Annotated in this window: 22 protein-coding genes; 12 read left to right on the top strand and 10 right to left on the bottom strand. The window is 74.6% G+C overall.

Annotation, left to right across the window (positions count from 1 at the left end; genetic code table 11):
- Positions 1-123: 123 nt before the first annotated feature.
- A complete protein-coding gene (locus QP089_RS16725; protein ID WP_285912539.1) occupies positions 124-1,431 on the top strand; it encodes a beta-ketoacyl-[acyl-carrier-protein] synthase family protein in 1,308 nt (435 codons plus the stop codon).
- A 232-nt stretch (positions 1,432-1,663) separates the two neighbouring features.
- Here QP089_RS16725 and QP089_RS16720 read toward each other — a convergent pair whose 3' ends face one another.
- A complete protein-coding gene (locus tag QP089_RS16720; protein WP_285912538.1) occupies positions 1,664-2,158 on the bottom strand; it encodes a DUF3145 domain-containing protein in 495 nt (164 codons plus the stop codon).
- A 285-nt stretch (positions 2,159-2,443) separates the two neighbouring features.
- On the opposite strand from QP089_RS16720, the gene QP089_RS16715 reads away from it, so the two are divergent.
- From QP089_RS16715 to QP089_RS16700, 4 genes are all read left to right on the top strand, one after another.
- Positions 2,444-3,607, top strand: a complete 1,164-nt coding sequence (locus tag QP089_RS16715; protein WP_285912537.1) for a S8 family peptidase — start codon at positions 2,444-2,446, stop codon at positions 3,605-3,607.
- A 102-nt stretch (positions 3,608-3,709) separates the two neighbouring features.
- Positions 3,710-4,276: an RNA polymerase sigma factor gene (locus QP089_RS16710; RefSeq protein ID WP_285912536.1), complete on the top strand. Its 567-nt coding sequence runs from the start codon at positions 3,710-3,712 to the stop codon at positions 4,274-4,276.
- A complete protein-coding gene (locus tag QP089_RS16705) occupies positions 4,273-4,722 on the top strand; it encodes a hypothetical protein (protein ID WP_285912535.1) in 450 nt (149 codons plus the stop codon). Before QP089_RS16710 ends, QP089_RS16705 begins: the two co-directional genes overlap by 4 nt.
- Positions 4,719-7,313, top strand: a complete 2,595-nt coding sequence (locus QP089_RS16700) for a CHAT domain-containing protein (RefSeq protein ID WP_285912534.1) — start codon at positions 4,719-4,721, stop codon at positions 7,311-7,313. Before QP089_RS16705 ends, QP089_RS16700 begins: the two co-directional genes overlap by 4 nt.
- Before the next feature lie 48 nt (positions 7,314-7,361).
- Here the strand turns inward: QP089_RS16700 and QP089_RS16695 are convergent, their stop codons facing one another.
- The 4 genes from QP089_RS16695 to QP089_RS16680 form a co-directional block, all read right to left on the bottom strand.
- Positions 7,362-8,192 carry a sulfurtransferase gene (locus tag QP089_RS16695; RefSeq protein ID WP_285912533.1) on the bottom strand — a complete coding sequence of 277 codons (831 nt, stop codon included), beginning with the start codon at positions 8,190-8,192 and terminating at the stop codon, positions 7,362-7,364.
- 115 nt (positions 8,193-8,307) lie between these two features.
- The gene (locus tag QP089_RS16690; RefSeq protein ID WP_285912532.1) at positions 8,308-9,441 is read right to left on the bottom strand and encodes an alkaline phosphatase family protein; all 1,134 of its coding nucleotides are present in this window, start codon (positions 9,439-9,441) and stop codon (positions 8,308-8,310) included.
- Positions 9,442-9,448: 7 nt separating this feature from the next.
- Positions 9,449-10,030, bottom strand: a complete 582-nt coding sequence (locus QP089_RS16685) for a DUF5998 family protein (RefSeq protein WP_285912531.1) — start codon at positions 10,028-10,030, stop codon at positions 9,449-9,451.
- 443 nt (positions 10,031-10,473) lie between these two features.
- Positions 10,474-12,918 carry a bifunctional acetate--CoA ligase family protein/GNAT family N-acetyltransferase gene (locus QP089_RS16680; protein ID WP_285912530.1) on the bottom strand — a complete coding sequence of 815 codons (2,445 nt, stop codon included), beginning with the start codon at positions 12,916-12,918 and terminating at the stop codon, positions 10,474-10,476.
- Between the two features lie 165 nt (positions 12,919-13,083).
- On the opposite strand from QP089_RS16680, the gene QP089_RS16675 reads away from it, so the two are divergent.
- Positions 13,084-14,007 carry a carbohydrate kinase family protein gene (locus QP089_RS16675; RefSeq protein ID WP_285912529.1) on the top strand — a complete coding sequence of 308 codons (924 nt, stop codon included), beginning with the start codon at positions 13,084-13,086 and terminating at the stop codon, positions 14,005-14,007.
- A gap of 5 nt (positions 14,008-14,012) precedes the next feature.
- On the opposite strand, the gene QP089_RS16670 is transcribed toward QP089_RS16675, so the two are convergent.
- Positions 14,013-15,038: a LysR family transcriptional regulator gene (locus QP089_RS16670; RefSeq protein ID WP_285912528.1), complete on the bottom strand. Its 1,026-nt coding sequence runs from the start codon at positions 15,036-15,038 to the stop codon at positions 14,013-14,015.
- Positions 15,039-15,221: 183 nt separating this feature from the next.
- On the opposite strand from QP089_RS16670, the gene QP089_RS16665 reads away from it, so the two are divergent.
- Positions 15,222-15,401: a hypothetical protein gene (locus tag QP089_RS16665; protein ID WP_285912527.1), complete on the top strand. Its 180-nt coding sequence runs from the start codon at positions 15,222-15,224 to the stop codon at positions 15,399-15,401.
- Between the two features lie 127 nt (positions 15,402-15,528).
- On the opposite strand, the gene QP089_RS16660 is transcribed toward QP089_RS16665, so the two are convergent.
- Entirely contained in the window at positions 15,529-15,978 is a 450-nt protein-coding gene (locus QP089_RS16660) for an HPP family protein (RefSeq protein WP_285912526.1), read from the bottom strand.
- The gene (locus QP089_RS16655; RefSeq protein WP_285912525.1) at positions 15,975-16,466 is read right to left on the bottom strand and encodes a carboxymuconolactone decarboxylase family protein; all 492 of its coding nucleotides are present in this window, start codon (positions 16,464-16,466) and stop codon (positions 15,975-15,977) included. Before QP089_RS16655 ends, QP089_RS16660 begins: the two co-directional genes overlap by 4 nt.
- A gap of 84 nt (positions 16,467-16,550) precedes the next feature.
- Between QP089_RS16655 and QP089_RS16650 the strand changes: the two genes are divergently transcribed.
- On the top strand, positions 16,551-17,123 hold the full coding sequence (locus QP089_RS16650; RefSeq protein ID WP_285912524.1) for a CGNR zinc finger domain-containing protein: 573 nt from the start codon (positions 16,551-16,553) through the stop codon (positions 17,121-17,123).
- Positions 17,124-17,175: 52 nt separating this feature from the next.
- Complete coding sequence (locus tag QP089_RS16645; protein ID WP_285912523.1) at positions 17,176-18,081, top strand: NADP-dependent oxidoreductase; 906 nt, start codon at positions 17,176-17,178, stop codon at positions 18,079-18,081.
- 74 nt (positions 18,082-18,155) lie between these two features.
- On the opposite strand, the gene QP089_RS16640 is transcribed toward QP089_RS16645, so the two are convergent.
- The gene (locus QP089_RS16640; RefSeq protein ID WP_285912522.1) at positions 18,156-20,249 is read right to left on the bottom strand and encodes a RecQ family ATP-dependent DNA helicase; all 2,094 of its coding nucleotides are present in this window, start codon (positions 20,247-20,249) and stop codon (positions 18,156-18,158) included.
- A 188-nt stretch (positions 20,250-20,437) separates the two neighbouring features.
- On the opposite strand from QP089_RS16640, the gene QP089_RS16635 reads away from it, so the two are divergent.
- The 3 genes from QP089_RS16635 (at position 20,438) to QP089_RS16625 (ending at position 23,327) form a co-directional block, all read left to right on the top strand.
- Positions 20,438-21,766, top strand: a complete 1,329-nt coding sequence (locus tag QP089_RS16635; RefSeq protein WP_285912521.1) for a threonine/serine exporter family protein — start codon at positions 20,438-20,440, stop codon at positions 21,764-21,766.
- Positions 21,767-21,837: 71 nt separating this feature from the next.
- Positions 21,838-22,164 (top strand): DUF8820 family protein, encoded by a 327-nt coding sequence (locus tag QP089_RS16630; RefSeq protein ID WP_285912520.1) that lies wholly within the window; start codon positions 21,838-21,840, stop codon positions 22,162-22,164.
- An 11-nt stretch (positions 22,165-22,175) separates the two neighbouring features.
- Positions 22,176-23,327: a DUF6745 domain-containing protein gene (locus QP089_RS16625; protein WP_285912519.1), complete on the top strand. Its 1,152-nt coding sequence runs from the start codon at positions 22,176-22,178 to the stop codon at positions 23,325-23,327.
- A gap of 98 nt (positions 23,328-23,425) precedes the next feature.
- On the opposite strand, the gene QP089_RS16620 is transcribed toward QP089_RS16625, so the two are convergent.
- Positions 23,426-23,812: an ATP-binding protein gene (locus QP089_RS16620; RefSeq protein ID WP_285912518.1), complete on the bottom strand. Its 387-nt coding sequence runs from the start codon at positions 23,810-23,812 to the stop codon at positions 23,426-23,428.
- Positions 23,813-23,956: the final 144 nt, after the last annotated feature.

The following is a 23,956-nucleotide window of genomic DNA, read 5'->3' as shown; positions in this document are numbered from 1 at the left end:
CCGGCCGCGGGGAGGGCGCGCCGCCGCGCCGCCCCGGACGGGCCCGCGACGGGCCCGCCGGGCGGCCCGGGCCGGGCGCGCCCTGCCTCCAGTTCCGCCTCCAGTCCGCAAGGAGCACCTGCTATGAGCAAGAGCCAGACCAGGGTCGTGGTGACCGGTCTCGGTGCAACGACCCCACTCGGCGGCGACCTGCCGTCGACCTGGTCCGCCCTGCTCGCCGGAGAGTCCGGGGTCCGCAGCCTGGACTGGGAGGGCGTCGAGGACCTGCCCGTCCGCTTCGCCGCCACGCTGAAGGTGGACCCGGCCGAGGTGATGCCGAAGCAGTCGCTGCGCCGGCTGGACCGCAGCCAGGCGATCGCGCTGATCGCGGCGCGCGAGGCGTGGACCGACGCGGGCTTCGCCCCGGCGGTCAGCAACAAGACGATGCGCAACGAGGAGCCCGCCGGCGTGCCCGGCGGCTTCGTCGTCGACGGCGACCGGCTGGGCGTCGTCGTCTCCAGCGGCATCGGCGGCCTGCACACCGCGCTGAACAGCTACGACGTGTTCCGCGAGCAGGGCTGGTCGCGGGTGTCGCCGTTCACCGTGCCGATGCTGATGCCGAACGGCGCGTCGGGGCACGTCGGCATCGAGTTCGGCGCCACCGCCGGCTCGCACGCCCTGGTCAGCGCGTGCGCGTCCAGCGGCGAGGCCGTCGGCTACGCCATCGACATGATCCGCGCGGGCCGCGCCGACGTCGTGATCTGCGGCGGCACCGAGTCGTGCATCCACCCGCTGCAGATGGCCTCGTTCGGCCGGATGCGCGCGATGTCGACCCGCAACGAGGAGCCGGCGCGCGCGTCCCGCCCCTACGACAAGAACCGCGACGGGTTCGTGCTCGGCGAGGGCGCCGCCATGATCATCCTGGAGTCGGAGGAGCACGCCCGCGCCCGCGGCGCCCGCGTGCAGGGCGTCGCCTCCGGCTGCGGGTACTCCAACGACGCCTACGACATCGTGCTGCCCGACCCGAGCGGCGGCGGGCAGGCCAAGGCGATGCAGCGGGCGCTCGACGACGCGGGCCTGCGGCCCGAGGACATCGTGCACATCAACGCGCACGCGACCTCGACCCCGTCCGGCGACGTGGCCGAGCTGAACTCCATCAAGGCGGGCCTCGGCGAGGAGGCCGCCTCGAAGGTGGTCATCACCGCGACCAAGTCGATGACCGGGCACCTGCTCGGCGGCGCCGGCGCGCTGGAGTCGGTGTTCACGATCCTCGCGCTGCGCGACGGGCTGGTCCCGGCCGTCGCCAACCTGGAGGACCTCGACGACGACGTCGAGCTGGACATCGTCCGGGGCGAGCCGCGCAAGCTCTCGGACGGTCCCGCCGCGGCGCTCAACAACTCGTTCGGCTTCGGCGGCCACAACGTGTCGGTGGCCTTCGAGCGCGCCCTGTAATACCCCCGCACGACGTCAACGGCCCGGCGAGCAGAACTCGCCGGGCCGTTCCGTCTTCCCGCCCGTTCATGTCCCCGGCGACGACCCCAGCCCGCACGCGAGCGCGTTATCTGACCGGTGGGGGCGAAGCCGAAGGCGAGCCCCCACCGGGAAGCTCGCGAAGCGAGGCCGCGCTCGCCCAATCACGGTCAGAGGGCGAGCCGCCAGGCGAGCCCTCTGGGCCGGGATTGAATCAAACGGCAGCGTGGAGCCAGCGCACGGGGGCGCCGTCGCCGGCGCGCCGGAAGGGCTCCAGCTCGTTGTCCCACGGGGTGCCGAGGAGGCGGTCGAGCTCGTGCTCGAGGGACGCCTTGCCGACGGCCGCGTTCGCCATGACCGAGCGCAGCCGGTCCTCGGGCACCATGATGTCGCCGTTGGCGCCGATGACGCCGCTGAACACCCCGAGCGACGGCGTGAAGCTGTAGCGGACGCCGTCGCTTCCGGGCGTCGGGTCCTCGGTGGCCTCGAACCGCACCAGTTTCCAGTTGCGCAGCGCCGAGGTGATCCCTGCGGCGGTGCCCGGCCTGCCCTCCCAATGAAGCTCGGCGCGCAGCGTCCCCGGCGCGGCCGCCTGATCAGCCCAATCAAGGGAAACGGGCACGCCGAGGACACCTGCGGCGGCCCACTCGATGTGCGGGCTCAGCGCAGGTGGCGCGGAGTGGACGTAGAAAACGCCACGTGCGGTCACCGGACCTCCTGGATCTGTACCGAGGCTCGTCTTCCCCTACGGCCTCGTACGTCCCAAGACGGCGTCCGCGTCCCTCATTGTGCATCATCGGCCCCGGTCGCACCACCGTGAGTTCGTCGTTTGCCAGACGCTTGACCACGGGATGCACACCGTTCACCGGCCACGGCCGCCAAGCGTAGGCGCTCGTCCCGCCGCCCGCCGGGGTTTCCGCGCGTTGACCGGTCGCTTTGCGCGCCCGTTCCGGCACGATGAGTGCCCGGGTCGCGGCACGGGAGGCGGGGATCGATGTTCGACCAGGAGGCGCGGCTGGAACGGCTGCTCGGCCGGCACGGGGACGCGATGGTGGTGGAACCGGTCCCGGGGCGGCCGACGCTGGTGCGGCGCGACCAGATCCTCGTTTCCGGACAGGACGCCGGCGCCGCGCAGGAGCTGGTGCGGCGCTGGTGCGACGCGCGGCAGGACGAGCCGGGCGCGACGCGGCTGCTGTTGCGGCCGTCGGCGAAGGTGGACGTCTGCGAGCTGTCGGCGCAGCTGTCCGGGGGTGGCCGTCATCGGACACTGAGCGTCTCGCCGAACCATCTCGTGCACGGTCAGCCGATGTGGTGGAGCGGCCCGGCCGACCGGCCGCGTCCGGTAGCGCCGCTGCCCGTCCCGTCCGCCGCGGGCGCGCGCCGGGACGTGACGGTCGCGATCCTCGACACCGGCCTCGCGCCGCACCCCTGGTGGGACGGCGCCGAGTGGTTCCGCGAGCAGCGCGACGAGGTCGCGGAGGTACTCGACGCCGACCTCGACCTCGAACTGGACGCCCAGGCGGGGCACGGCACATTCATCGCGGGCGTGGTGCTGCGGCACGCGCCGACAGCGGCGCTGCGGGCGCGGCGGGTCATCGGCGGTGACGGCGTCGGCGACGAACTGGACGTGGTCCGGGCGCTGGCCTGGCTCGCGGCGTGGGGACGCGCCGACGTGGTGAACATCTCGCTCGGCTGCCACACCTTCGACGACCGCCCGTCCCCGGTGCTGGCGAGGGCGGTCGGCGCGCTCGGCCGCCGGACGGTGGTGGTGGCGTGCGCGGGCAACACCGCGAGCGAGCGCCCGTTCTGGCCCGCCGCGATGAAGGCGGTCGTCGCGGTCGCGGCGCTCGACGGCGACGACCGGGCCTGGTTCTCCAACTACGGCTGGTGGGTCGACGCCTGTGCGCCGGGCGTGGACGTCGCGAGCACGCATGTGTGGTTCGACGGCCCGCGTCCCTCCTCGGAAGGCGCCGATCCGGACCGGTTCGAGGGGTATGCGACGTGGAGTGGGACGTCGTTCGCCGCGCCGGCCGTCGCGGGACGGATCGCGGGCCTCGCCGCGGCGGAGGGCCTGGACGCGCCGTCCGCCGCCGACCGGGTTCTCGATCCGGCACGCGGGGTTACCCTTCCGGACCTCGGTGTAATCATCAGTTCTTGAACACGGTCCGATGGCGAAGCGGTAACCGTGCACGCTGAGTCGTCAATTCTCAACTTAGAGTTATCAGCCGATGTCAACGAATGACCGGCAGGAGACTCCTTGGTGGCTGGGCGGGACGACGATGCGGACGAGCTGGTGAGCAGGGCTCGGGAAGGGGACGGCGCCGCGTGGGCGCGGCTGGTCGAGCGGTACAGCGGGCTGCTGTGGTCGATCGCCCGCGCTCATGGGCTGGACGACGCGGACGCGGGCGACGTGGTGCAGACCTCGTGGCTGCGGCTGGTGGAGCGGATCGATGCGCTCGACGATCCGGCCGCGACGGGCTGCTGGCTGGCGACGACGGCACGGAACGAGTGCCTGCGGCTGGTGCGGCGGCGGGCACGCGAGCTGCCGCCCGCGGCACTGATGATCCACGGTGGGCACGGCGCGGGCGGCGGTCACGGAACGATCGGCGAGTTCCGCGGTCCGGACGAGGTCGCCGTAATGCGGGACCGGGTGGGCCGCGTCGGCGCCGCGCTCGAAGCGCTCCCCCGCCGCTGCCGGACGCTGCTGCGGCTGTTCGCGCAGGCCGCCAGCTACGCCGAGCTGGCGGCGGCGCTGGGCATCCCGGTCGGGAGCGTCGGCCCGACCCGGGCGCGGTGCCTGTCGGCGCTGCGGAGGCTCGTCCCGTGAACGACGAGGAGCTGATGGCGGGGGCGCGGGCCGCGTTCGACGCGCTCGACCCGGTGCCGGAGGGCGTGCTGGCTGCGGCGCGCTCGGCGCTGGGGTGGCGGATGCCGTCCGCCGCGCTGGCGGAACTGCGCCAGGACCTCGGCGCCCGCCCGGCGGCTGGGGTGCGCGGCGCGGCGGGACGGGCGCTGACGTTCGCCTGCCCCGGGTCGACGGTGGAGATCGAGGTGGCCGGGGACGGCCGGTACCGCGAGATCACCGGGCGGATCGTCCCGCCCGCGTCCGCCGACATCGTCGTCCGGCACCCCGGCCTTCCGCCGGACCGGCCGGTCGCGCGCACCGGTCCGACCGGGCTGTTCTGCCTTCCGGACGTGCCGGAGGGGCTGGTCAGCCTGCTGTTCCGCCTCGAGGACGGCACGTCGGTCGTCACCAGCTGGATCCGCGTATGAGCGAGGAGGACGAGCGGGCGCTGCTCTGGCTGACGGCGATCGACCCGGCGACGGCGCATGCCCGCGCGCTGACGTTGTTGCAGGCCGGCGACGACATCCTCGCCCTGAGGATCGCGGGCCTGGCGGCCAAGGAGCTGGGGCGCCTGGACGAAGGGCTCGGGTTCCTGCACCGCGCCCTCGACCTCGCGACCGGACGTGAGACGGCGGCCGCCGCGCCAGAGGAAGCGGAATGGCCGCTGTTCGCGGCGGAGCCCTGGACGGGCGACGTGCGTCCCGACCCCTATACCGCCGCGAAGGTGAGGATGAATTTGGTCGGGCTACTGACGGCCCGCGGAGACCTCACCGGAGCGCTCGCCCACGCGGAGGAGGCGGAGACCGTACTACGTGGTCCGGACGCGGACCGGCTCGCCGCCAACAAGGCCTGCGCGCTCGCGCGGGCGGGACGCGTCGCCGAGGCGCACGACGTCGCGGAACCGGCGCTCGCGGGCCTGCGGCGTGGGCACGACCCGGCCGCGCTCAACGGGCTGCTGAACAACATCGGCCTCGCACGGGCGATGCACGGCGACTTCGACGGCGCGGAGGAGGCGCTCGCGGAGGCCGTCGCGACCGGCGAAGCCGCCGGGCTGCGGCACCAGACGGCGATGGCCAAGGGCAACCTGGCGTTCGCGGTGTCGCGGCGCGGGGACGTCCCGCGCGCGCTCCGGCTCTACGCGGAGGCGGAACCGCAGCTGGCCGGGGAGCGCCTCGCGCAGTGCCGGCTCGACCAGGCGGAGACCCTGATCGCGGCGGGCCTTCCCAGGGAGGCGCGGCCGCTTCTCGACGCGGCCCTCGACGCGTCGAGAAGCCACGGCTACCGGTGCGACGTGGCCGACGCCCTGCTCCTGCGCGCGCACGCGGAACTCGCGGACGGCGACCCCGAACGCGCCGCCGGGACCGCCGTGGAGGCACGGGACGCGTTCGGCGCCCAGGAGCGCGCCGGATGGATCCCGCTCGCCGGCCATGTGCTGATCAAGGCGCGGTGGGCGGCGGGCGAGCGGTCCGAGGCGCTGCTGGCGGACGCCGCCGCGGCGGCCGGCCGGCTCGACGGCGGAGGCTGGGCGGGCGCCGCCGCCGAGATCCGCATCATCGCAGCGCGGGTGGCGATCGCGCTCGGCAGGCCGTCCGGTCACCTGCTGCCGCGCGTCGCCGGCGCGGACGCCCCCGCCGCGGTCCGGATCGCCGGCCTGCACGCCACCGCGCTGGAACGCCGGTCGCGCGGCGACGTCCGGGGCGCGCTCGCCGCCGTCCGGGACGGGCTGGAGGCGGCCGGGCGGCACGCCGAGGCGCTGGGCGCGCTGGATCTGAGGGCCCGCGCGGCGGGCCTCGCGGGCGAGCTGGCGGCGCTCGGCCTCGGCCTCGCCCGGTCGGCGCGGGAGCTGCTGGCGCTGGAGGAGCGGCGGCGCGCCATCGCCCGTCCGGGGCGGCTGCGGCCGCCCGCCGATCCGGAGCGGGCCGCGGCGCTGGCGGCGCTGCGGGCGCTCAGCGTCGCGCATACCTGCGACGCCGCGCGCGGCGGCGTGCCGTCCGTCCTCGCCGCCGATCTCGCGGCCCTGGAGGCGAAGGTCAGCGCGCGCACGCGGCACCGCTCGGGCGGCCCACCCGACCCGGATGTGCCGGAGGTCCCTGATATCGCCGCCGCCCTGGGCGAGCACGCCTTGGTGGAGATGGTCGCGGTGGACGGGGAACTGCACGCGGTGACCGTCGCAGGCGGCCAGGCCCGCCAGCACCGGCTCGGCGACCTCGGCGACGCCGTCCGCGAGACAGGGCTGCTCCGCTTCGCGCTGCGGCGGCTCGCGGAGGCGGACGACCCCGCGTCACTCGCCGCCGTCGCCGAGTCCGCCGGGCGCCTCGACCGGCTCCTGCTCGCACCGCTGCGCGCCGGCGTCGGCGACCGCGACCTGGTCATCGCACCGACAGGTCCGCTGCACGGCCTGCCGTGGGCGGTGCTCCCGTCGCTGGCCGGCCGCCCGTTCACGGTCGTGCCGTCGGCCGCCGCCTGGCTGCGCGCCCGCGAGATGCGTCCCGCCGGCGGACGCACCGTCCTGGTGGCAGGCCCGGGCCTCGGCCATGCCGGACGCGAGATCGCGGTGCTGCGCGGCGTCCATCCCGGGGCGACTGTCCTGGACGGGCCGGACGCGCGCGCCGAGCCCGTCCGGGACGCGCTCGACGGCGCCGCGCTCGCCCACATCGCCGCCCATGGCGAGTTCCGCGAGGGCAATGCGCTGTTCTCCCGGCTGCGGCTCGCCGACGGACCGCTCCTCGTCCACGACCTGGACGACCTGGCCGCGCCGCCCCGCATCGTGGTGCTGTCGGCATGCGACATCGGCCGAGCCGACGGAGGCGACGCCGTCGTCGGGATGGCGGGCGTGCTGCTCGCGCTGGGCGCTTCCACGGTGATCGCCAGCGTCACGCCCGTCCGGGACGCCACGACACCGGACTTCATGTCGGCGTTCCACACCGGCCTGGCGGCGGGACGGCCCCCGGCCCGCGCGCTGGCCGACGCCCCGCGCTCGATCGGCGTCGCGGGGTTCCTCTGCTTCGGCTCGGGATGACGGGCGCCCGTGGCCGGTCCCCGCCGGCCACGGGCCCGGAGGCGAAGGTCAGGAATCCCCGCTCGCGACGGGACGGGCCGGATCGGCGACCCAGTTCGACCAGGACCCGACGTACAGGGCGGCGGGGATGCCCGCGAGGTTCAGCGCGAGGATCTCGTGTGCGGCCGTCACGCCCGAGCCGCAGTAGGCGCCGACGTCCAGGGCGTCGGTGGCGCCGAGCTGCGCGAACCGCTCGCGCAGCAGCTCCGGCGGCAGGAACCGGCCGTCCACCCCGACGTTCCCCGACGTCGGGGCGTTGCGCGCGCCGGGGATGTGCCCGGCGACCGGGTCGACGGGCTCGGTCTCGCCGCGGTAGCGCTCGGCGGCACGGGCGTCCAGCAGGACCCCCTCCGTCGCCAGCGCCCCGGCGCCCTCCGCGTCCAGCACCGGAAGCTGACCGGGGCGGGCGAAGAAGTCGCCCGGCTTGACGTCCGGCTCCTCGGTGGTGACCTCGTGGCCCGCCTCCGTCCACGCCCGGTAGCCGCCGTTCAGCACGCGGACCTTCTCGTGGCCGAAGTAGCGCAGCGACCACCACAGGCGCGCGGCCGAGGTGGAGTCGGCGTCGTCGTAGACCACGACGAGGCGGTCCCCCGACACCCCGGCCCGGCGCATCGCCGCCTCGAAGTCGCCGGACGCGGGCAGCGGATGCCGTCCGGCGGGGCCCGGCGGCCCCGCCACGTCGCGGTCCAGGTCGACGAACACGGCCCCGGGGAGATGGCCCTTGCGGTAGGAGTCGATTCCCGGCGGCCCCGCCAGATGCCAACGCACGTCCAGCAGGACCAGGGGGGTCTGCTGCCGGAGCAGCCGGTCCAGCGCGGGCACTTCGATGAGAGGGTGCACATCGCCAGTTTGACCGCCATCGCCCGGATTAGGGAGGGGCACCACGGGGTTCGTCACGATCCGCAGCCTACGCACCACGGGCCGTCCGACACGCCGGTGGCCGCGGCGCGCCGGGTCAGGGCCGGGCGGCCGACAGCAGCGGGACGATCTGCTCTGCGGCGACGAGCGAGCCGTGCATGCCGACCATCCGGTTCAGCCACGGCTCCCGCTCGGACGCCACGATCGCCAGGTCCCCGTGCGGAACCGCGATCACGTCGCCGATGCGCTCCGCCATCCCGGGCGCGAGGGGGCCGAACCAGCCGTCCGCCACCGCCTCCTCGCGCGGCACCACCCACGCCCGGTCGCCGACCAGCGCGGTCCACGCGGCGAGGACGTCGGCGTGGGCGCCGGGCTCGCTGTAGACGTACCGGCAGCGCGCGTCGCCGCCGAGCAGCGCGACCCCTTCGCCCAGTTCGGGGACGGTATCGGCGTCGACGCGCTCGGCCGGATCGACCATGCCGTGATCGGCGGTGACGTACAGCGCGCTGCCCGCCGGCAGCACCGACACGAGCTCCTGCACGAGGTAGTCGACGAAGCGCAGCTGATGGCGCCAGTCGGGCGAGGCCGCGCCGAACTTGTGCCCGGTCGAGTCGAGGTCCGCGTGGTACACCGTCACCAGCGACCGGTCGCCGCGCCGCAGCGCCCGCTCGGTACGCCCGACGAGCTGCCCGAGCCCGTCGGCGGCCAGGTAGTCGGCGCCGCGGGCCGTGGCGCGGCTGAGCGGCGAGTCCCGGTACAGGCCGCGGGCCACGTAGGCGACCTCGACGCCGTCCGCCGCGGCCCGCTCGTAGATCGTCGGCGCGGGCTGGAAACGGGCCGGGTCGACCGAGTCGTCCTGCCAGCGCAGGCAGTTGAGCAGCCGCCCGGTGCCCGGGATCGCGACCTGCACGCCGAGCAGGCCGTGCCCGCCGGGCGGCAGCCCGGTGCCGAGCGACCCGAGGCTGGTGACGGTCGTCGCGGGGAATCCCGCGGAGATCGGCCCGCCACCCATCGCGTTCAGGTACGGCGCCTCGCCCGGATGGGCGCGCAACTGCTCCCAGCCGAGACCGTCCACCAGCAGGACGCAGGCGCGCGGCAGCTCGGGCAGGCCCAGCACGTTGACCGCGCCCGGAACGCCCATCGCCGCCAGCACCGAGACCGGGACGTCGGCGAGCGCGCCCGCCCCGTACCGCGGGACGGGCGGCGCGGGCGGCGCGGCCGGCCCGCTCACCGGTCGCTCACCGGGCGGTCGCCGCGGACAGCTCCTCGGCGAAGGCCAGCACCTGCCCGACGGCGTCCGCGCCGTCCGCCGCCTCGCTCACCCGCAGGGACAGGTCGTCGGCGGTGACGCTGCCGGTGTAGCCGTGGTCGGCCTCGCAGTTCTCGTCGCCGCAGGTCGCCGGCTCCAGGTCGATGTGCGCGATGGCGCCCCAGCCGATCGTCAGCACGACCTCGGTGGGCGGCACCCCCGGCACGTAGGAGGCCGGGTCCGGGACGACGCGCGTCACCGCGACCGACTGGACCCGCTCCAGCTTCACCGCCTCGGTGGTGGTGGACGCGTGCGGGCGCTCCATGCCCTCGCCGGGCGGGTGCTCGTCGGTGTGGCACACCAGCAGCCGGGACGCGGACAGCACCAGCACGGTCACGTGCCGCCGCACCTCCATCGCGGGGTCGAACGTCGCCTCGTGGTGCACGACGTACGCGACGACGCGCTCGTCCCCTATGGCCGACTCGACCGCGTCCGCGACCAGGGCCGGGTAGTAGCCGCTGCGCTCGATCGCCGTGCGCAAACCATGAGCGGTCGCTCGGGTTTCCCTCATGGCCCCTATCCTGCCCTGTCCGAGGGCGGGCGCGCACATGCCCGGCCCGATGGGCGGCCGTCCGGCGCGCCGCCGGGCCCGGCCCGCGCGGATACCCGATGAGCGTGCGGGTACGGGGGTCCCATGAACGAGAAAGGCCCGCTGCCGACCCCGCCGCCCGTGCCCCCTCCGACACCAGACCCGGCCCCCGCACCGGAACCGCTGGTCCCGCCGGTCGAGCCGCCGCCCGGTCCGATGCCGGGCCCGGCTCCCCAGCCGCCCGGGCCCGTCCCGCCGGGACCCGCGCCCGACCCCGTCCCGCCGGGCCCGCCGCCGGAGCCGACGCCTCCGGGACCCGCGCCGCAGCCCACCCCGCCGGCGCCGGATCCCGACCCGGTGCCGCCCGGGCCCGAGCCCGACCCGGTCCCGCCGACGCCCCAGCCCAGCCCGCCGGCGCCGCCCGGCTAGCGGAGGCGGCGGGGGCCCAGTTCCGTTCGCGGACCCAGCGGACGCTCCAGGCGCAGCGCGACGTCGCGCACCGCGACGCCGGACGCGTCCGCCATGACCGGGTCCAGTTCGAGGCGCGCCACCTCGGGCAGGTCGTAGCCGAGCCGCGACACCCGTAGCAGCAGCTCCTCCAGGGCCGCGACGTCCACCGGCTCCGCGCCGCGATGGCCGAGCAGCAGCGGCGCCGTGCGGATGGCGCGGATCAGCTCCGCGGCCTCCACGTCCGTGAGCGGCGCCAGGCGGTAGGCGCGGTCGTCGAGGAGGGCCGCGGTCTCGTCGGCCAGGCCGAAGGAGACGACGGCGCCGAACGACGGGTCCTCCATGGTCACGATCCGGGTCGGCACTCCCCCGCCCGCGTCCGGCCTGATCCCGATGCCGTAGCAGCCGAGCAGCTCGGCGGCCTGCTCCGGCGTCGCCTGCACCGGACCGCCGGAACCGAGCCAGCCCTCCACCAGCGCCCGCGCGCGCCTGCGATCGACGCCGGCCAGCTCGGGCAGATGCCCCGCCGGGGTCCGCCGCCACTGCGCGTACCGGATGACGTAGGCGAGCGCGCGGACGGCGTCCTCGGGCGCGGCGTAGGACGGCACCGACCCCTCGGCCGCCATCCCGTCCGGGCCGGTGATCCGCAGGTCGGACGGCATGCCCTCCGTCCCGAGGTACGTCGCCACGATCGGCTTGCTGGCCCCCGCCGCCAGCCGCAGCATCTTCTCCGGGACGCGCAGGTCGTACCCGCCGATCGTGGGCGGGGTGAACAGCGCCACGACCGCGTCGACGGTGTCGTCCTCCAGCGCGCCCGCCAGCGCGGCCTCGTAGTCGTCGGCGTCCGCCCGCGGGCCGAGGTCGACGCGCGGGCGGACCTCCAGGCCCAGCGCGACCGCCGCGTCCTGCGCCAGCAGCCCCAGCGAGTCGGAGTTGTCGATGATCGCGATCCGGTCGCCGGCCGGCAGCGGCTGGTAGGCCAGCAGCTGCGCCACGTCGAACAGCTCCGACAGGTCCTCCACGCGGATCAGCCCGGCCTGCTGGAACAGCGCGCTGACCGCGTGGTCGGGCAGGGTCAGCGCCCGGGCGGCGTGCCCGATCGGCACGCCCTGCGTGCTGCGGCCACTCTTCACCGCCACGATCGGCTTGCGGCGGCCCAGCCGGCGCGCCAGCCGCGCGAACTTGCGCGGGTTGCCCAGCGACTCCAGATAGAGGAGGACGGCCTTGGTCGCCGGGTCCTCCTCCCAGTACTGCATTAGGTCGTTGCCAGACACGTCGGCCCGGTTCCCCGCGGACACGAACGTCGACAGCCCCAGGCCGCGCTCCGCTGTCCGCTGCAGGATCGCGATGCCGAGCGCGCCGGACTGGGAGAAGAAGCCGACCGGGCCGCGCCCCGGCAGGGTCGGCGCCAGCGTCGCGTTCAGCCGCACCTCCGGGTCGGTGTTGGCGATGCCCAGGCAGTTCGGACCGACGACCCGCATCCCGTAGGCGCGCGCCAGGCGCACCAGCTCGTCCTGGTCCGCCCGTCCCTCCGGGCCCGTCTCGCCGAACCCCGACGACACCACGACCAGGCCCCGCACGCCCTTGCCCGCGCACTGCTCGACGACCTCGCGGACCGCGTCCGCCCGCACCGCGACCACCGCGAGGTCCACGTCGTCGGGGATGTCGAGGACGGACGCATAGGCCCGCACCCCCGCGACCGCCGTCGCCGTCGGATGCACCGGATACACCGGCCCGCTGAAGTCCCCGCCCAGCAGGTTCCGCAGGACGGTCTGCCCGACGCTGTGCTCGGCGCGGCTCGCGCCGACCACCGCCACCGACCCGGGGAACAGCAGCCGCTGGATGGAGCGGGACTCCGCCCGGTGCTCGCGCGCCGCCATGACCTCCACCGACGTCTCCGTCGGCTCCAGGTCCAGGACGAGCTCGATCACACCCTCCTCGAACCGCTGCTCCGCCCGGTAGCCGGCCTCGCGGAACACCCGCGTCATCCGCCGGTTGTCGGGCAGCACGCTGGCCACGAACCGGCGCACGCCCCGCTCCCGCGCCGCCGCCGCGATGTGCTCCAGCAGCACCGCGCCCAGCCCCCGCCCCTGATGGGCGTCCTCGACCAGGAACGCGACCTCCGCCGTCTCCGGACGGTCGGCCAGCATGTCGTACCGGACGACCGCCACCATCTCGCCCGCGATCGTGGCGATCAGCGCGGCGCGCCGGTCGTGGTCCACTCCGGTGAAGTGCTCGACCTCACGGTCGGTGAGGTACGGGCGCGGCGAGAAGAAGCGGTAGTAGATCGACTCCGGCGACAGCCGCGCGTAGAAGACCCGCAGGAGATCGGCGTCCTCGCTCCGGATGGGCCGCAGATGCGCCGTCCCGCCGTCGCTCAGGACGACGTCGGCCTCCCACTGATCCGGATAACCCTCGGTCACCTACCCGAGCGTAGGGCACGGGGCGCCGCGGGCACCCGGAGGAAAAAGCCGCGATCCCCGGTTTCGCTGCGCGTTCGAGACCTAATCGGGGGCCGGCACCTGTTACGGTCGTTCCACGCCCTGGATGCCGCTCGCGCGGGCCGTGTTGATCGAGGTGATGACTCCATGACGCGCGTGGTCGTGGTCGGCGATCTCATGACAGACACCGTGGCACGTGCCGCGTACCCCTTGGCCAAGGGCAGTGACACGCCCGCCGCCGTGACGATCCATGGAGGTGGGTCGGGCGCCAACGTCGCGTCCTGGCTCGCCCTGGAGGGCGTCGAGGTCGCGTTCGTCGGCCGCCGCGGCTCCGACATCGCGGGCCGCAACCGCGACATGGAGCTGATGGGGTACGGCGTCGACGCCCGCCTGGTCATGGACCAGGAGCGTCCCACCGGCACCTGCGTGGTGATGGTCACCCACAAGGGCGACCGGACCATGCTGTCCGACCCGGGCGCCAACGCGGCGCTGCTCCCCGAGGACATCGAGCGCTGCAAGGACCTGTTCTCGCAGGGCACGCACCTGCACATGTCCGGCTACTCGCTGATCAACGAGGGCTCCCGCAAGGCCGCCGTCCACACCCTCGAGATCGCCCGCAAGGCGCAGATGTCGGTGTCGGTCGACGGCGGCTCGTCCTCCCCGCTCAAGCGGATGGGCGCCGAGCCGTTCCTGGAGATGACGCAGGGGGCCCGGCTCCTGGTCGTGACCGGCAAGGAGGCCGAGATCCTCACCGGCCGCGAGAACCCGGCCGCCGCCGCCAAGGTGCTCACCGCCTGGTACCCGCAGGTCGTCATCAAGGTCGGCGCCGACGGCGCGCTCTGGTACACCAACGGCCGCCCCGAGCCGGTAACGGTCGCCGCCGAGCCGGTCGAGAAGGTCGTGGACGGCACCGGCGCGGGCGACGCGTTCGTCGCCGGCTTCCTGCCGGTGTGGCTGGACGGCAAGCAGCCCGCCGACGCCCTCACCGCCGGCTGCCACCTGGCCGCCCAGGCCACCCAGCACCTCGGCGCCCGCCCGTCCCTCGACGTGGTCGACAACCAGATCAAGTAGAGGGGTCAGGCGAGGGGGGTGTAGGTGCGGACGTCCTCGCGGACGGCCGCCCAGAGGCGGTTGAGCGGGTGGCCTGCGTCGTAGCGCTCGAGGTCTGCGCGGCGGACGAAGGCGCCCGTCATCAGCTCGGCCTTCGGCTCTAGGTCGTCGTGCAGGGCGATGGCGCGCAGCGGCACGGTGCCCGGGTCGTCCTGCGCGGCCATCCCGCGCCCGATCGAGCCGGTGACGATCATGCAGCCGCGGACGAAGCCGGAGCGCAGCAGCGACAGGCCGTAGTGCACGTCGTCGATGTCGGCGACGACGGTCAGCCGGTCCCGGAACGCGGGACCGTACCAGGTGGCCAGCAGGTCGGCGACCAGGCCGGCGGGCGGCAGCACCAGCGGGACGCGGCCGAGGCGGCTGGTGCGGACCGGGCCGTCCGGCAGCTCGCTCTCCGGCAGGTTGGTGAGCAGCAGCGCCTGCCCGCGCGCGTACTCGACGACCTCGTACTCCGTCAGCCGCCGGTCTCCCTCCGGCGTGCTGACGATGCTGCCGCAGACCAGGTCGACCTGCTTGGTCTCCAGCCGGGACCACAGGTCCTTGGTGCGGACGTGGGCGACCTTGAACTCGACCTCGCGCTGCCGGAACTCCTCCGACACCCGCGCCCACGCGCGCGACACGATCGGCAGGGTGAACTCGGTGGTGCCGACCGTCAGCATCCGGCCGAGCCGGCGGCGGCTCCAGTGGATCGACTCCAGCCAGTTCGCGATCGTCGTGCGGGCCAGTTCCACGGTCGTCTCGCCCGTCGGGGTGAACAGGAAGTCCTTGCCCCGGCCCTGCCGGACGGTCAGCACCTCCCCGCACAGCGCCTGGCTGTTGCGGTTGAGGGTGTCCAGCTGCTTCTGGACGCTGGACTGCTCGCGGCCGAGCGCCCGCGCGGCGCGCAGCGCGGACCCCGTCTCGTGCACCACCAGGAGCGTGCGCAGCTGGTCGAACGTGGTGTCCAGCAGCCCGGGCGGGCAGTCGAGGAGCGCGTCGAGGGTCGGTGACACGGGGAGGGACATTACTACCTGCCTCGTTCGTCCCGCCGAAATGGCCGTCCGTTCATTTGAGCGGGAAATGATGACATTTCCCGCTCAACTTATCTCAAGATGTTCTCTCAAACAGCTGGACAGAGTTTTCTGACCTCTAGAACACTTTCCTCCCATCGTCCCCGTACCCGAGGAAGCAGATCCGTGACGCCGACCCGTCCCGCGCAGCCCGTCCCGCCCACCGCCGCGGGCCCGCCGGAGAAGATCGCCGTCCCCGTCCTGCCCTCGGCCGTCCCGCCGCAGCCGGAGGACCGGCTCGTGTACCCGGCCCTGCGGGGCGAGCCCGCCGGGCGGCGTTCCGGCGGGCTGGACGGGGTGTCCTGACCCCGGTTCGCCGCGGCTCTTCTCCGCCGCGGCGCCCGGACCGGTCGCCGGTCCGTGCGCGGGGCCGCGCGCACGGACCGGCCCGCACCGCCCGCGCCTACAGGGGCGCGCGGGCGGCGCCTCGCGGTCACGGCCGGGCCGAACCCGCCTCGGCGCGGGTCCGGCCGCCCGGGAGCCCCAGCGCGGCGAGCGCCGCCACCCCGAGCGCCCCCGCCAGCAGCGCGACCGCCGGCGCCACCGCTCCCCCGGCTCCCACGAGCGCGGCGGACGCGACCGCCGGGGCGTGGAACCGCCCGGCGAGCACCATGGCCGCCACCGCCAGGCCGGCCGCGACGGTCGCCGCCACCGTGCCGGGGCCGGCGACCAGCGCCACCGCGAACCCCGCGGCGACCGACAGCGCGTGCCCGGCGAGCACGGCCGACGCGCGCGCCGGCGGAGTCCCGGGAGCGACCGCGACGAGCGCGGCGGAGGCCGCCAGCGGCGGGGCCAGCAGCGGCTCGCCCGCCACCGCCTGCACCACCGCCAGCGGCACCAGCATCAGCAGCGTCCCCCAGACCGGGCGCAGCGGCGCGTTCACAGCGGCAGCCAGTCGTTCTCGGTCCCGGCGACCTTGTTGACGTAGTTCGTCAGCGTCTGCAGCGCGACGATCCCGATGATCTCCAGGATCTGCGCCTCGCTCCACCCCGCCCGCCGCGCCGCCGAGTCGTCGGCGCGGCCGCGGTTCTCGGTCAACTCCCGGGCGAAGGCCACCGCGGCCGCCTCCTTCGGGTCGGCGGACGTCCCGGTCTTCGCCGCCTCCACCTCGGCGTCGCCCAGCCCGGCGGCGCGGGCGCCGTGGGTGTGCGCCGCGAGGCAGTACGCGCAGTCGTTCGCCGCGCCGACCGCCAGCGCGACGCGCTCGGCCGTCGCGGGCGGCAGCGACGCCTTCTTGAGCGAACGGGACAGCCCCAGGTACCCGTCCAGCACCGCGGGCGCGTTCGCCATGACCCGCAGCATGTTCGGCACGCGGCCGAGGCGCTTCTCCAGCGCGTCCAGCTTCGGATCGTCCTGCACGGCCTCGATCATGACCCGCTCCTTCTAACGGAACCCGATGAGATATCCCGTTATAACATAACGGCGATCAAGCGCATATCCCGTTAGAGTTGTGACATGAGCGACGATCCGCTGGCGCTCCGCCTCGCCGGGACGATCCGGGCGCGGCGCGCCGGCCTCACCGACCGGTTCGCCACGCCCGAGGGCCTCACCTCCTGGGTCCGCGAGCAGGACCTGGCGCCCTACCTCGACACGGCCGCGTTCACGGCGGACGAGGCCGCCCGCGTCCAGATCGTGGAGCTGCGCCAGGCCGTCCGCGCGCTGTTCGCCCGGCTCGTCGCCCCCGCGCCGCCGAGCCGCGCGGACGCCGACGCGCTGCCGCCGTTCGAGCAGGCCCTCGACCGGCTCAACCGCACCGCGTCGCCCGTCCTGCGGCAGCTGCGCTGGCAGGACGAGCCGCGCGAGGAGCTCGCTCCCACGGTCGACGGCGCTGCCGCCCGGCTGACCGCCGCGCTCGCCGACGCGGCCATCGGCTTCTTCGCCGATCCGATCGCCGCCCAGGTGCGGGTCTGCCCCGCGCCACGCTGCGTGCTCTATTTCGTCAAGAGGCACCCGCGCCAGGAGTGGTGCTCGGTGGCCTGCGGGAACAGAGCCCGTGCCGCCCGGCATTACCAGCAGCACCACCGTTGATCGCGGCCCGCACCCGGGCATGCGCATTCGACCGAACGAGAGAAGAACCGCCATGCGCGCTATCAGATTCGCCGAGTACGGCGCCCCGTCCGTGCTGACCGTGGTGGAGACCGCCGTACCCGAGCCGGGACCGGGACGCATCCGGGTGGCCGTCCGCGCCGCCGGGGTGAACCCGATCGACGTCAAGGTGCGGTCGGGCTCCATGTCGGGCGGCAAGCCATTGGCCGGTCCCCGCGGCCTCGGCTCGGAGGTCTCGGGCACCGTGGACGCGGTCGGGGACGGGGTCACCGATGTGGCGGTGGGCGACGCCGTCGCCGGCTGGGCCGTCGGCGGCGGCTACGCCGAGTACGCGCTGATGGCCGTGTACGCGGCCAAGCCGGACGCCCTGACCTGGGAGCAGGCCGCGGCGCTTCCCGTGGCCGGCGAGGCAGCGCTGCGCGCCCTGCGCGCGCTCCAGCCCCGCAAGGGCGAGACCCTCCTGATCAACGGCGCCTCGGGCACCGTGGGCGCCATCGCCGCGCAGCTCGCCGTCGCCGACGGCGTCACTGTCATCGGCACGGCGGGGCCCGCGAACCTGGACCGGGTGGGTGCCCTGGGTGCGGTCGCCACCCCCTATGGCGCGGGGCTCGCCGACCGGGTGCGCGCGCTCGCGCCGCAGGGCGTGGACGCCGTTCTGGACGCCGCCGGGCACGGGGCCCTTCCGGACGCCATCGCCCTGCGCGGCGGTGTGGACCGCGTGGTCACCCTCGCGGATCCGGCCGCCTCCGAGCTCGGCGTCCCGTTCCTGTCCGGCGGCGCCGAGGACCAGACGGCGGAGGTCCTGCACACCGTGCTGGAGGCCGCCGCCGAAGGCCGGATCACCCCGCCCGCCCCGCAGCGCATGAGCCTGAACGAAGCCGCCCAGGCCCACGAACAACTGGAGAAAAGAGGCTCCGGCAAGCTGGTCCTTCTCCCCTGACCACCCCCACTCCCACAAGAACTCCCTTCGCTCACCGAAAAGTTTGGCGTGGTTCTTAGGTGTGGAGTGGCCGGTCAGTTGGGGGTGGCCAGTACGAGTGGAAGGACCGCTTGGGCCCCTGCTTCTTTCAGGAGGCGGGTGGCGACGGTCATGGTCCATCCGGTCTCTATGCGGTCGTCGATGAGGAGTACGGGGCCTGAAGCCTCCTTCGCGGCGATGGCGACGGGGTCGGGGAGCGTCAGCGAGTTCCACACGGAGCGGAGGCGCTGGGCGCTGTTGTGCCGGCGCGGGACGGGCTCGCCCACGGGGACCAGCTCGCCCAGGTAGGGCAGGCGGCCGATCTCGGCGATGCGGTGGCCGAAGGTGCCCACCAGGCGGGGACGGGAGCGGGACCCGACCGTGATGACGCCGGCCGGGCGGGCGGACCAGTCCCAGGCGGTGAGGACCTTCACGACGGCGTCGACCATGTCGGCGGGGACGTCGGTGTCGCCGGCGGCGAACAGGTCGCGGAGCCGGTTGCCCCAGCCGATGTCGGTGAGCCGGCCGAGCGCGCGTCCGGTCTCGGCCTGCAGGTCCGGCTTGATGCGGCCGGAGACGCCGAGGTCGTCCTTGACGCCGGTGGGCCACATGCGGCGGGGCGCGACGTCGACGCCGGGGCGGTGCAGGCGGTCGCGGGCCCGGGCGGTGTCCTCGGAGGCGACCTCGGCGGCCCGGTGCTCGCCGGTGCAGTTGTCGCAGCGGCCGCAGGGCGCCGCTCCGGGGTCGTCCAGCTGCTTGCGGAGGAACTCCTCGCGGCAGGACGCCGTCGCGATGTAGTCGAGCATGGCCTGCTGCTCGCGGCGGCGTTCGGAGGTGACGCGCTCGTAGCGTTCGCGGTCGTAGGCCCAGGGGCGGCCGGTCGACGTCCAGCCGCCCTTGACGCGGTGGACGGCGCCGTCGACGTCGAGGACCTTCAGCATCATCTCCAGGCGGTTGCGGCTCAGGTCGACCTGGGGTTCGAGCGCGCCGGTCGACAGCGGGCGGTCGGCGGCGTCCAGCACGTCGAGGGTGGCGCGGACCACCTGCTCCGGCGGGAAGGCGAGGCTGGCGAAGTAGGCCCAGATCTCGCGGTCCTCGCGGCCGGGCAGCAGGATCACCTCGGCGCGGTCGACGCCGCGTCCGGCGCGCCCGATCTGCTGGTAGTAGGCCACCGGGGACTGCGGGGCGCCGACGTGCACGATGAAGCCGAGGTCGGGCTTGTCGAAGCCCATCCCGAGGGCGCTGGTGGCCACGAGCGCCTTCAGCCGGTTGGCCTGGAGGTCCTTCTCGGCCTGGAGGCGCTCGGCGGGCTCGGTCTGCCCGGTGTAGACGGTGACCTCGTGGCCGCGGTCGCGGAGGTATCCGGTGATCTCGTGGGCGGCGGCGACGGTGAGGGCGTAGACGATGCCCGATCCCGGCAGGGACGCCAGGTGCTCGCCGAGCCAGGCGATGCGCTGCTCGGCGGTCGGCACGCTGACGACCGACAGGTGGAGCGAGTCGCGTTCGAGCGGGCCGCGCAGGACGAGGGCGTCGTCCCCGGCGAGCTGCTCGGCGACGTCCTGGGTGACGCGGGCGTTGGCGGTGGCGGTGGTGGCGAGGACGGGGATGCCGGGCGGCAGGTCGGCGAGCAGGGTGCGCAGCCGGCGGTAGTCGGGGCGGAAGTCGTGCCCCCAGTCGGAGATGCAGTGCGCCTCGTCGACCACCACGAGCCCGGCGCCGGCGGCGAGCCGCGGCAGCACCAGGTCGCGGAAGTCGGGGTTGTTGAGGCGTTCGGGGCTGACCAGCAGGACGTCGACCTCGCCGGCCTCCACCTCGGCGAAGATCCGCCGCCAGTCGTCGGTGTTGGCGGAGTTGATCGTGCGGGCGTGGATGCCGGCCCGGTCGGCGGCCTCGATCTGGTTGCGCATCAGCGCCAGCAGCGGTGAGACGATCACGGTGGGGCCGGCGCCGCGCTCGCGCAGCAGCCGCGTCGCCACGAAGTAGACCGCGGACTTGCCCCACCCGGTGCGCTGCACGACCAGGGCGCGGCGCCGGTCGACGACGAGGGCGCGGATGGCCGTCCACTGGTCGTCGCGGAGCCGGGCGTGCTCGCCGGCGAGGGCGCGCAGGCAGCGCTCGGCGTCGTCGCGGAGTCCGTCGGGAGTGCTCATGCCCCCTTGGTATCAGCGCCGTCCGGACGGTCGCACCCGAATCACGTTCTGTGGATAACCTCACGGGTCCCGCTGGTGATCATCGAATCGGCCCTGGGTAGCCTGCCGTGAAGATCGATTTCATGGCGGAAGGACACCGGCGGGGGATGGGCGCGGCGCAACGCTTGCGGCGGACATGGCATGTCCTGATGGACGGGTCCCCGCCCGAACCGCCCGAGGACGAGCCGAGCGAAGAGGTCGACCCCCGCGCGGTCGACCTGGTCCTGCGCGTCGGCGAGCTTCTCCTGGCCAGCGGCGAGACCACCGAGCGCGTGAACGAGGCGATGCTCGGGTTGGCGGTCGCCTACGAGCTCCCCCGGTGCGAGGTCCAGGTCACGTTGACCAGCATCCTCGTCTCGGCCCATCCCGGCAAAGGCGCGCCACCAGTGACGGGGGCCCGGGCCATCCGGCGCCGTACGCCCGCCTACTGGCGCCTCACCGGTTTGCACGCACTCGTCCAGGAGGCGTCCATCGGGATGCTGGAACTGGACGAGGCCCATAAGCAGCTGGCGCAGATGAAGAGGGGGCGCGGCCCGTACCCGCCGTGGCTCATCGTCGTCTCGCTGGGGCTCATCGCCGCCTCGGCCAGTGTCCTCTCCGGCGGCGGCCCGCTGGTCGCGGGGACGGCGTTCGTCGCCACCCTGCTGGGCGACCGCACCGCCGCGGCCCTCGCCCGCCGCGGCATCGCCGAGTTCTTCCAGCTGACGGTGGCCGCCGCGATCGGCGCGGCGGGCGCAGCCATCGTGGTCGCGATGGGCAACCCGCAACACGCCTCCACCATCGTCACCGGCGCGATCCTCGCACTGTTGCCCGGGCGGCCTCTGGTGGCGAGCATCCAGGACGGCATCACCGGCGACCTCGTCAGCGCGGCCGCGCGCGGGCTGGAGGTCTTCTTCATGATCGCCGCGATTGTCGCGGGCCTCGGCGCCGTGGTGTACATCGCGGTGAACGTCGGCGTGCCGATCGACGTGAGCCACCTGCCCGCCGCGCCGGCGACGCTGAGGCCCGTCCCCCTGATGGCGGCCGCCGCGGTGTCGGTGACCTTCGCGGTGTCGCTCGCGGCGCCGCGGGACGTGCTCCTGGCCTCCGCCCTCGGTGGCGCGCTGATCTGGGCGCTTTATGTGCTGCTGCGAGGATGGAACGTTCCGCCCGTGCTGGCCTCGGCGGTGGCGGCGATCGTCGTCGGTGTGCTGGCCAACTGGCTGGCGCGCCGCCACGGGGCGCCGGTGATGCCGTACGTGGTGCCGGCCATCGGTCCCCTGCTGCCGGGGACGGCGCTCTATCGCGGGATGGTCGAGCTGAACACCGGCTCCCCGCAGTCGGGCGTACTGAGCCTCATCGGCGCGCTGTCCGTGGCTCTCGCGCTGGGCGCCGGCGTCAACCTCGGTGGCGAGCTCGTGCGCGCGTTCCAGCGCGTCGGGCTCACGGCGGGCGGACGCTGGGCGCGGCCGGCGGCCCGCCGCACCCGGGGCTTCTGACACCGCCCCATCAGTACGCCGGCGTCCAGGCCCTGCCGAAAACTGTCGGTGGCGGCCGCTACGTTCGCGGCATGTACCGACAGGGAGACATCCTGATCCTGCCCGTACCCGAGGGGGAGGTCCCGCGGTCCGTCCGCGACCTCCCGCCGTCCCCGAGGGACGGCCGGGGGCGCATGGTGCTCGCGCTGGGCGAGGCGACCGGGCACGCGCACGCGCTGTCCGCACCGGGTTCGCTGCTGCGGGTCCCCGACCCGCTCGCGCCCGACCATCTGCACCTGCCGTCCGGCGGGCGGCTCGTGCACGAGGAGCACGCGGCGATCACCCTGCCCAAGGGCTGGTACAAGGTGATCCGCCAGCGCGAGTACGTGCCGGGCACCGTCCGGGTCGTGGCGGACTGAGGGCGGCGGGCATGTTCACCGAGATGCGGCGGGAAACGCACTTCGTGGTCGGCGACTGGCAGGCGGCCGCGTTCCGCACCGATCCCGCCGACCGCCTGCGGGCCGAGATGGCGGTGGCGGCCGCCTACGCGGCCGCCGGCCTAGCCGTCCCGGAACGGTTCGTGTGGGTGCCCTCCCCCGCGCGCGGGGCCGTCGCCGCCGCCGTGGTCGCCGGGCACGCGGGGGCCTTGCGGAAGGCGGCGCTGGACGACCTGGTCGAGCAGGCCGACGCCGACCTCGACGGGGCCGCGGCGGGGGCGGGCGTCCTGGCGGACGTGCGGACCCGTCCCTGGGAAGCCGAACGTACCGCGGCCTGCTCCGAACAGGGGCCGGAGCAGTGGCCGCGGACGTGGGGCGAGACCGGGGGCCTCCTGTGGAACCAGGTCCAGTCGCTGGTCACGCGGGTGCGAGCGGCCATCGGCGAGCAGGCGCAGGGCAGGTCCATCCGGGCGGGCGATGAGCTGCCGACGCCGGAGGAGAACGCGGCCGAGGCCCTCCTGCGGGCCGCGACGCTGGACGCCGTCCTCGGCCAGCACGATGCGCCGTGGCTGGCGTTGTTCGAGTCGCTGGGCCGGTTGGACGGGACCCTGGCAGGGCTGGCGGAAGCGGCGCGTTCGACCGGCTGGTGGTGGCCCTACGAGCGGCTGGTCATCATGTCCGAGCGTCCGTGCGAACTCCACCGGGACGAACCGGGACGGCTGCACCGCGGGGACGGCCCGGCCCTGGCCTATCCCGACGGATTCTCCCTGCACGCATGGCGCGGCATGCCGATCCCGCCCGATTTCGTGGCCTCGCTCACCGGCCTCACGGCGGACCGCATCTCGGCGGAGGAGAACGCGGAGCTGCGCCGGGTCATGCTGGAGATATTCGGCTATGACCGCTACCTGGCGGAAACGGGGGCCCGGCCCCTGCACCAGGACGAGACCGGCGTGCTGTGGTCCATCGACCTTCCCGGCGACGAGCCCGTCTTCATGGTCGAGGTGGTCAACTCCACGCCGGAACCGGACGGGACGCACCGCACCTACTACCTGCGGGTCCCGCCCTCCACGCGCACCGCGCGCGCGGGCGTGGCGTGGACGTTCGGTGTCGACGAGGCCGACTACCACCCGCGGAAGCAGACCTGAGCCCCTGGACGGCGGCTCCCGGCCGGTACGCGCCGTCCGTCGTTGTGGCGGGGCCTCTTGGTAGCACTTCCCCAGTCACCAAGAGGCGCCCGCCCGGCTCAGGGGGTGACGGCCTGCGCCCAGGTGACCTTGCCCTCGTCGGTGGGCCGCCATCCCCAGGCGCGCGACAGCGAACCGACGAGGAAGAGCCCGCGGCCGCCTTCGGCCTGCATGTCGTGCGGGGGTTCGACCGGTCCCTCGGGGTTGTCGTCCCATACCTCCACCATGGCCGTCTTGTCGTCGGGCAGGTACAGCACGAGGGTCACGGCACCGGCATGGCGGATCGCGTTGGTGACGAGTTCACTGGTGATGAGCTCGACGTCGCCGGTGGTGTCGGGGCGGTCCCAGCCCGCCAGCGCGGCGCGGACGATCTCGCGCGCTGCGCGCACCGATGTGTCCACCGTTCGCAGCGCGAGGACGAAGTGGGGGCGTTCGAGAAAGTCCACGGCATCGCCTAACGGTCGCCTGCTACCGCCAGCATGCGCCCTCAGGGGCGGACGCGCACGGGATCCGGTCCCTCCGTCCGGACCGCCCGTGCGGCTCGGCCACCGCCTGGTTCGTTCACCGTTCGCAGTCATCCGGCTCCGTTT

Origin of the sequence: Actinomadura opuntiae (assembly GCF_030283205.1) — a bacterium.
GTDB lineage: Bacteria > Actinomycetota > Actinomycetes > Streptosporangiales > Streptosporangiaceae > Spirillospora.
This window is presented reverse-complemented; position numbering and strand designations above follow the sequence as displayed.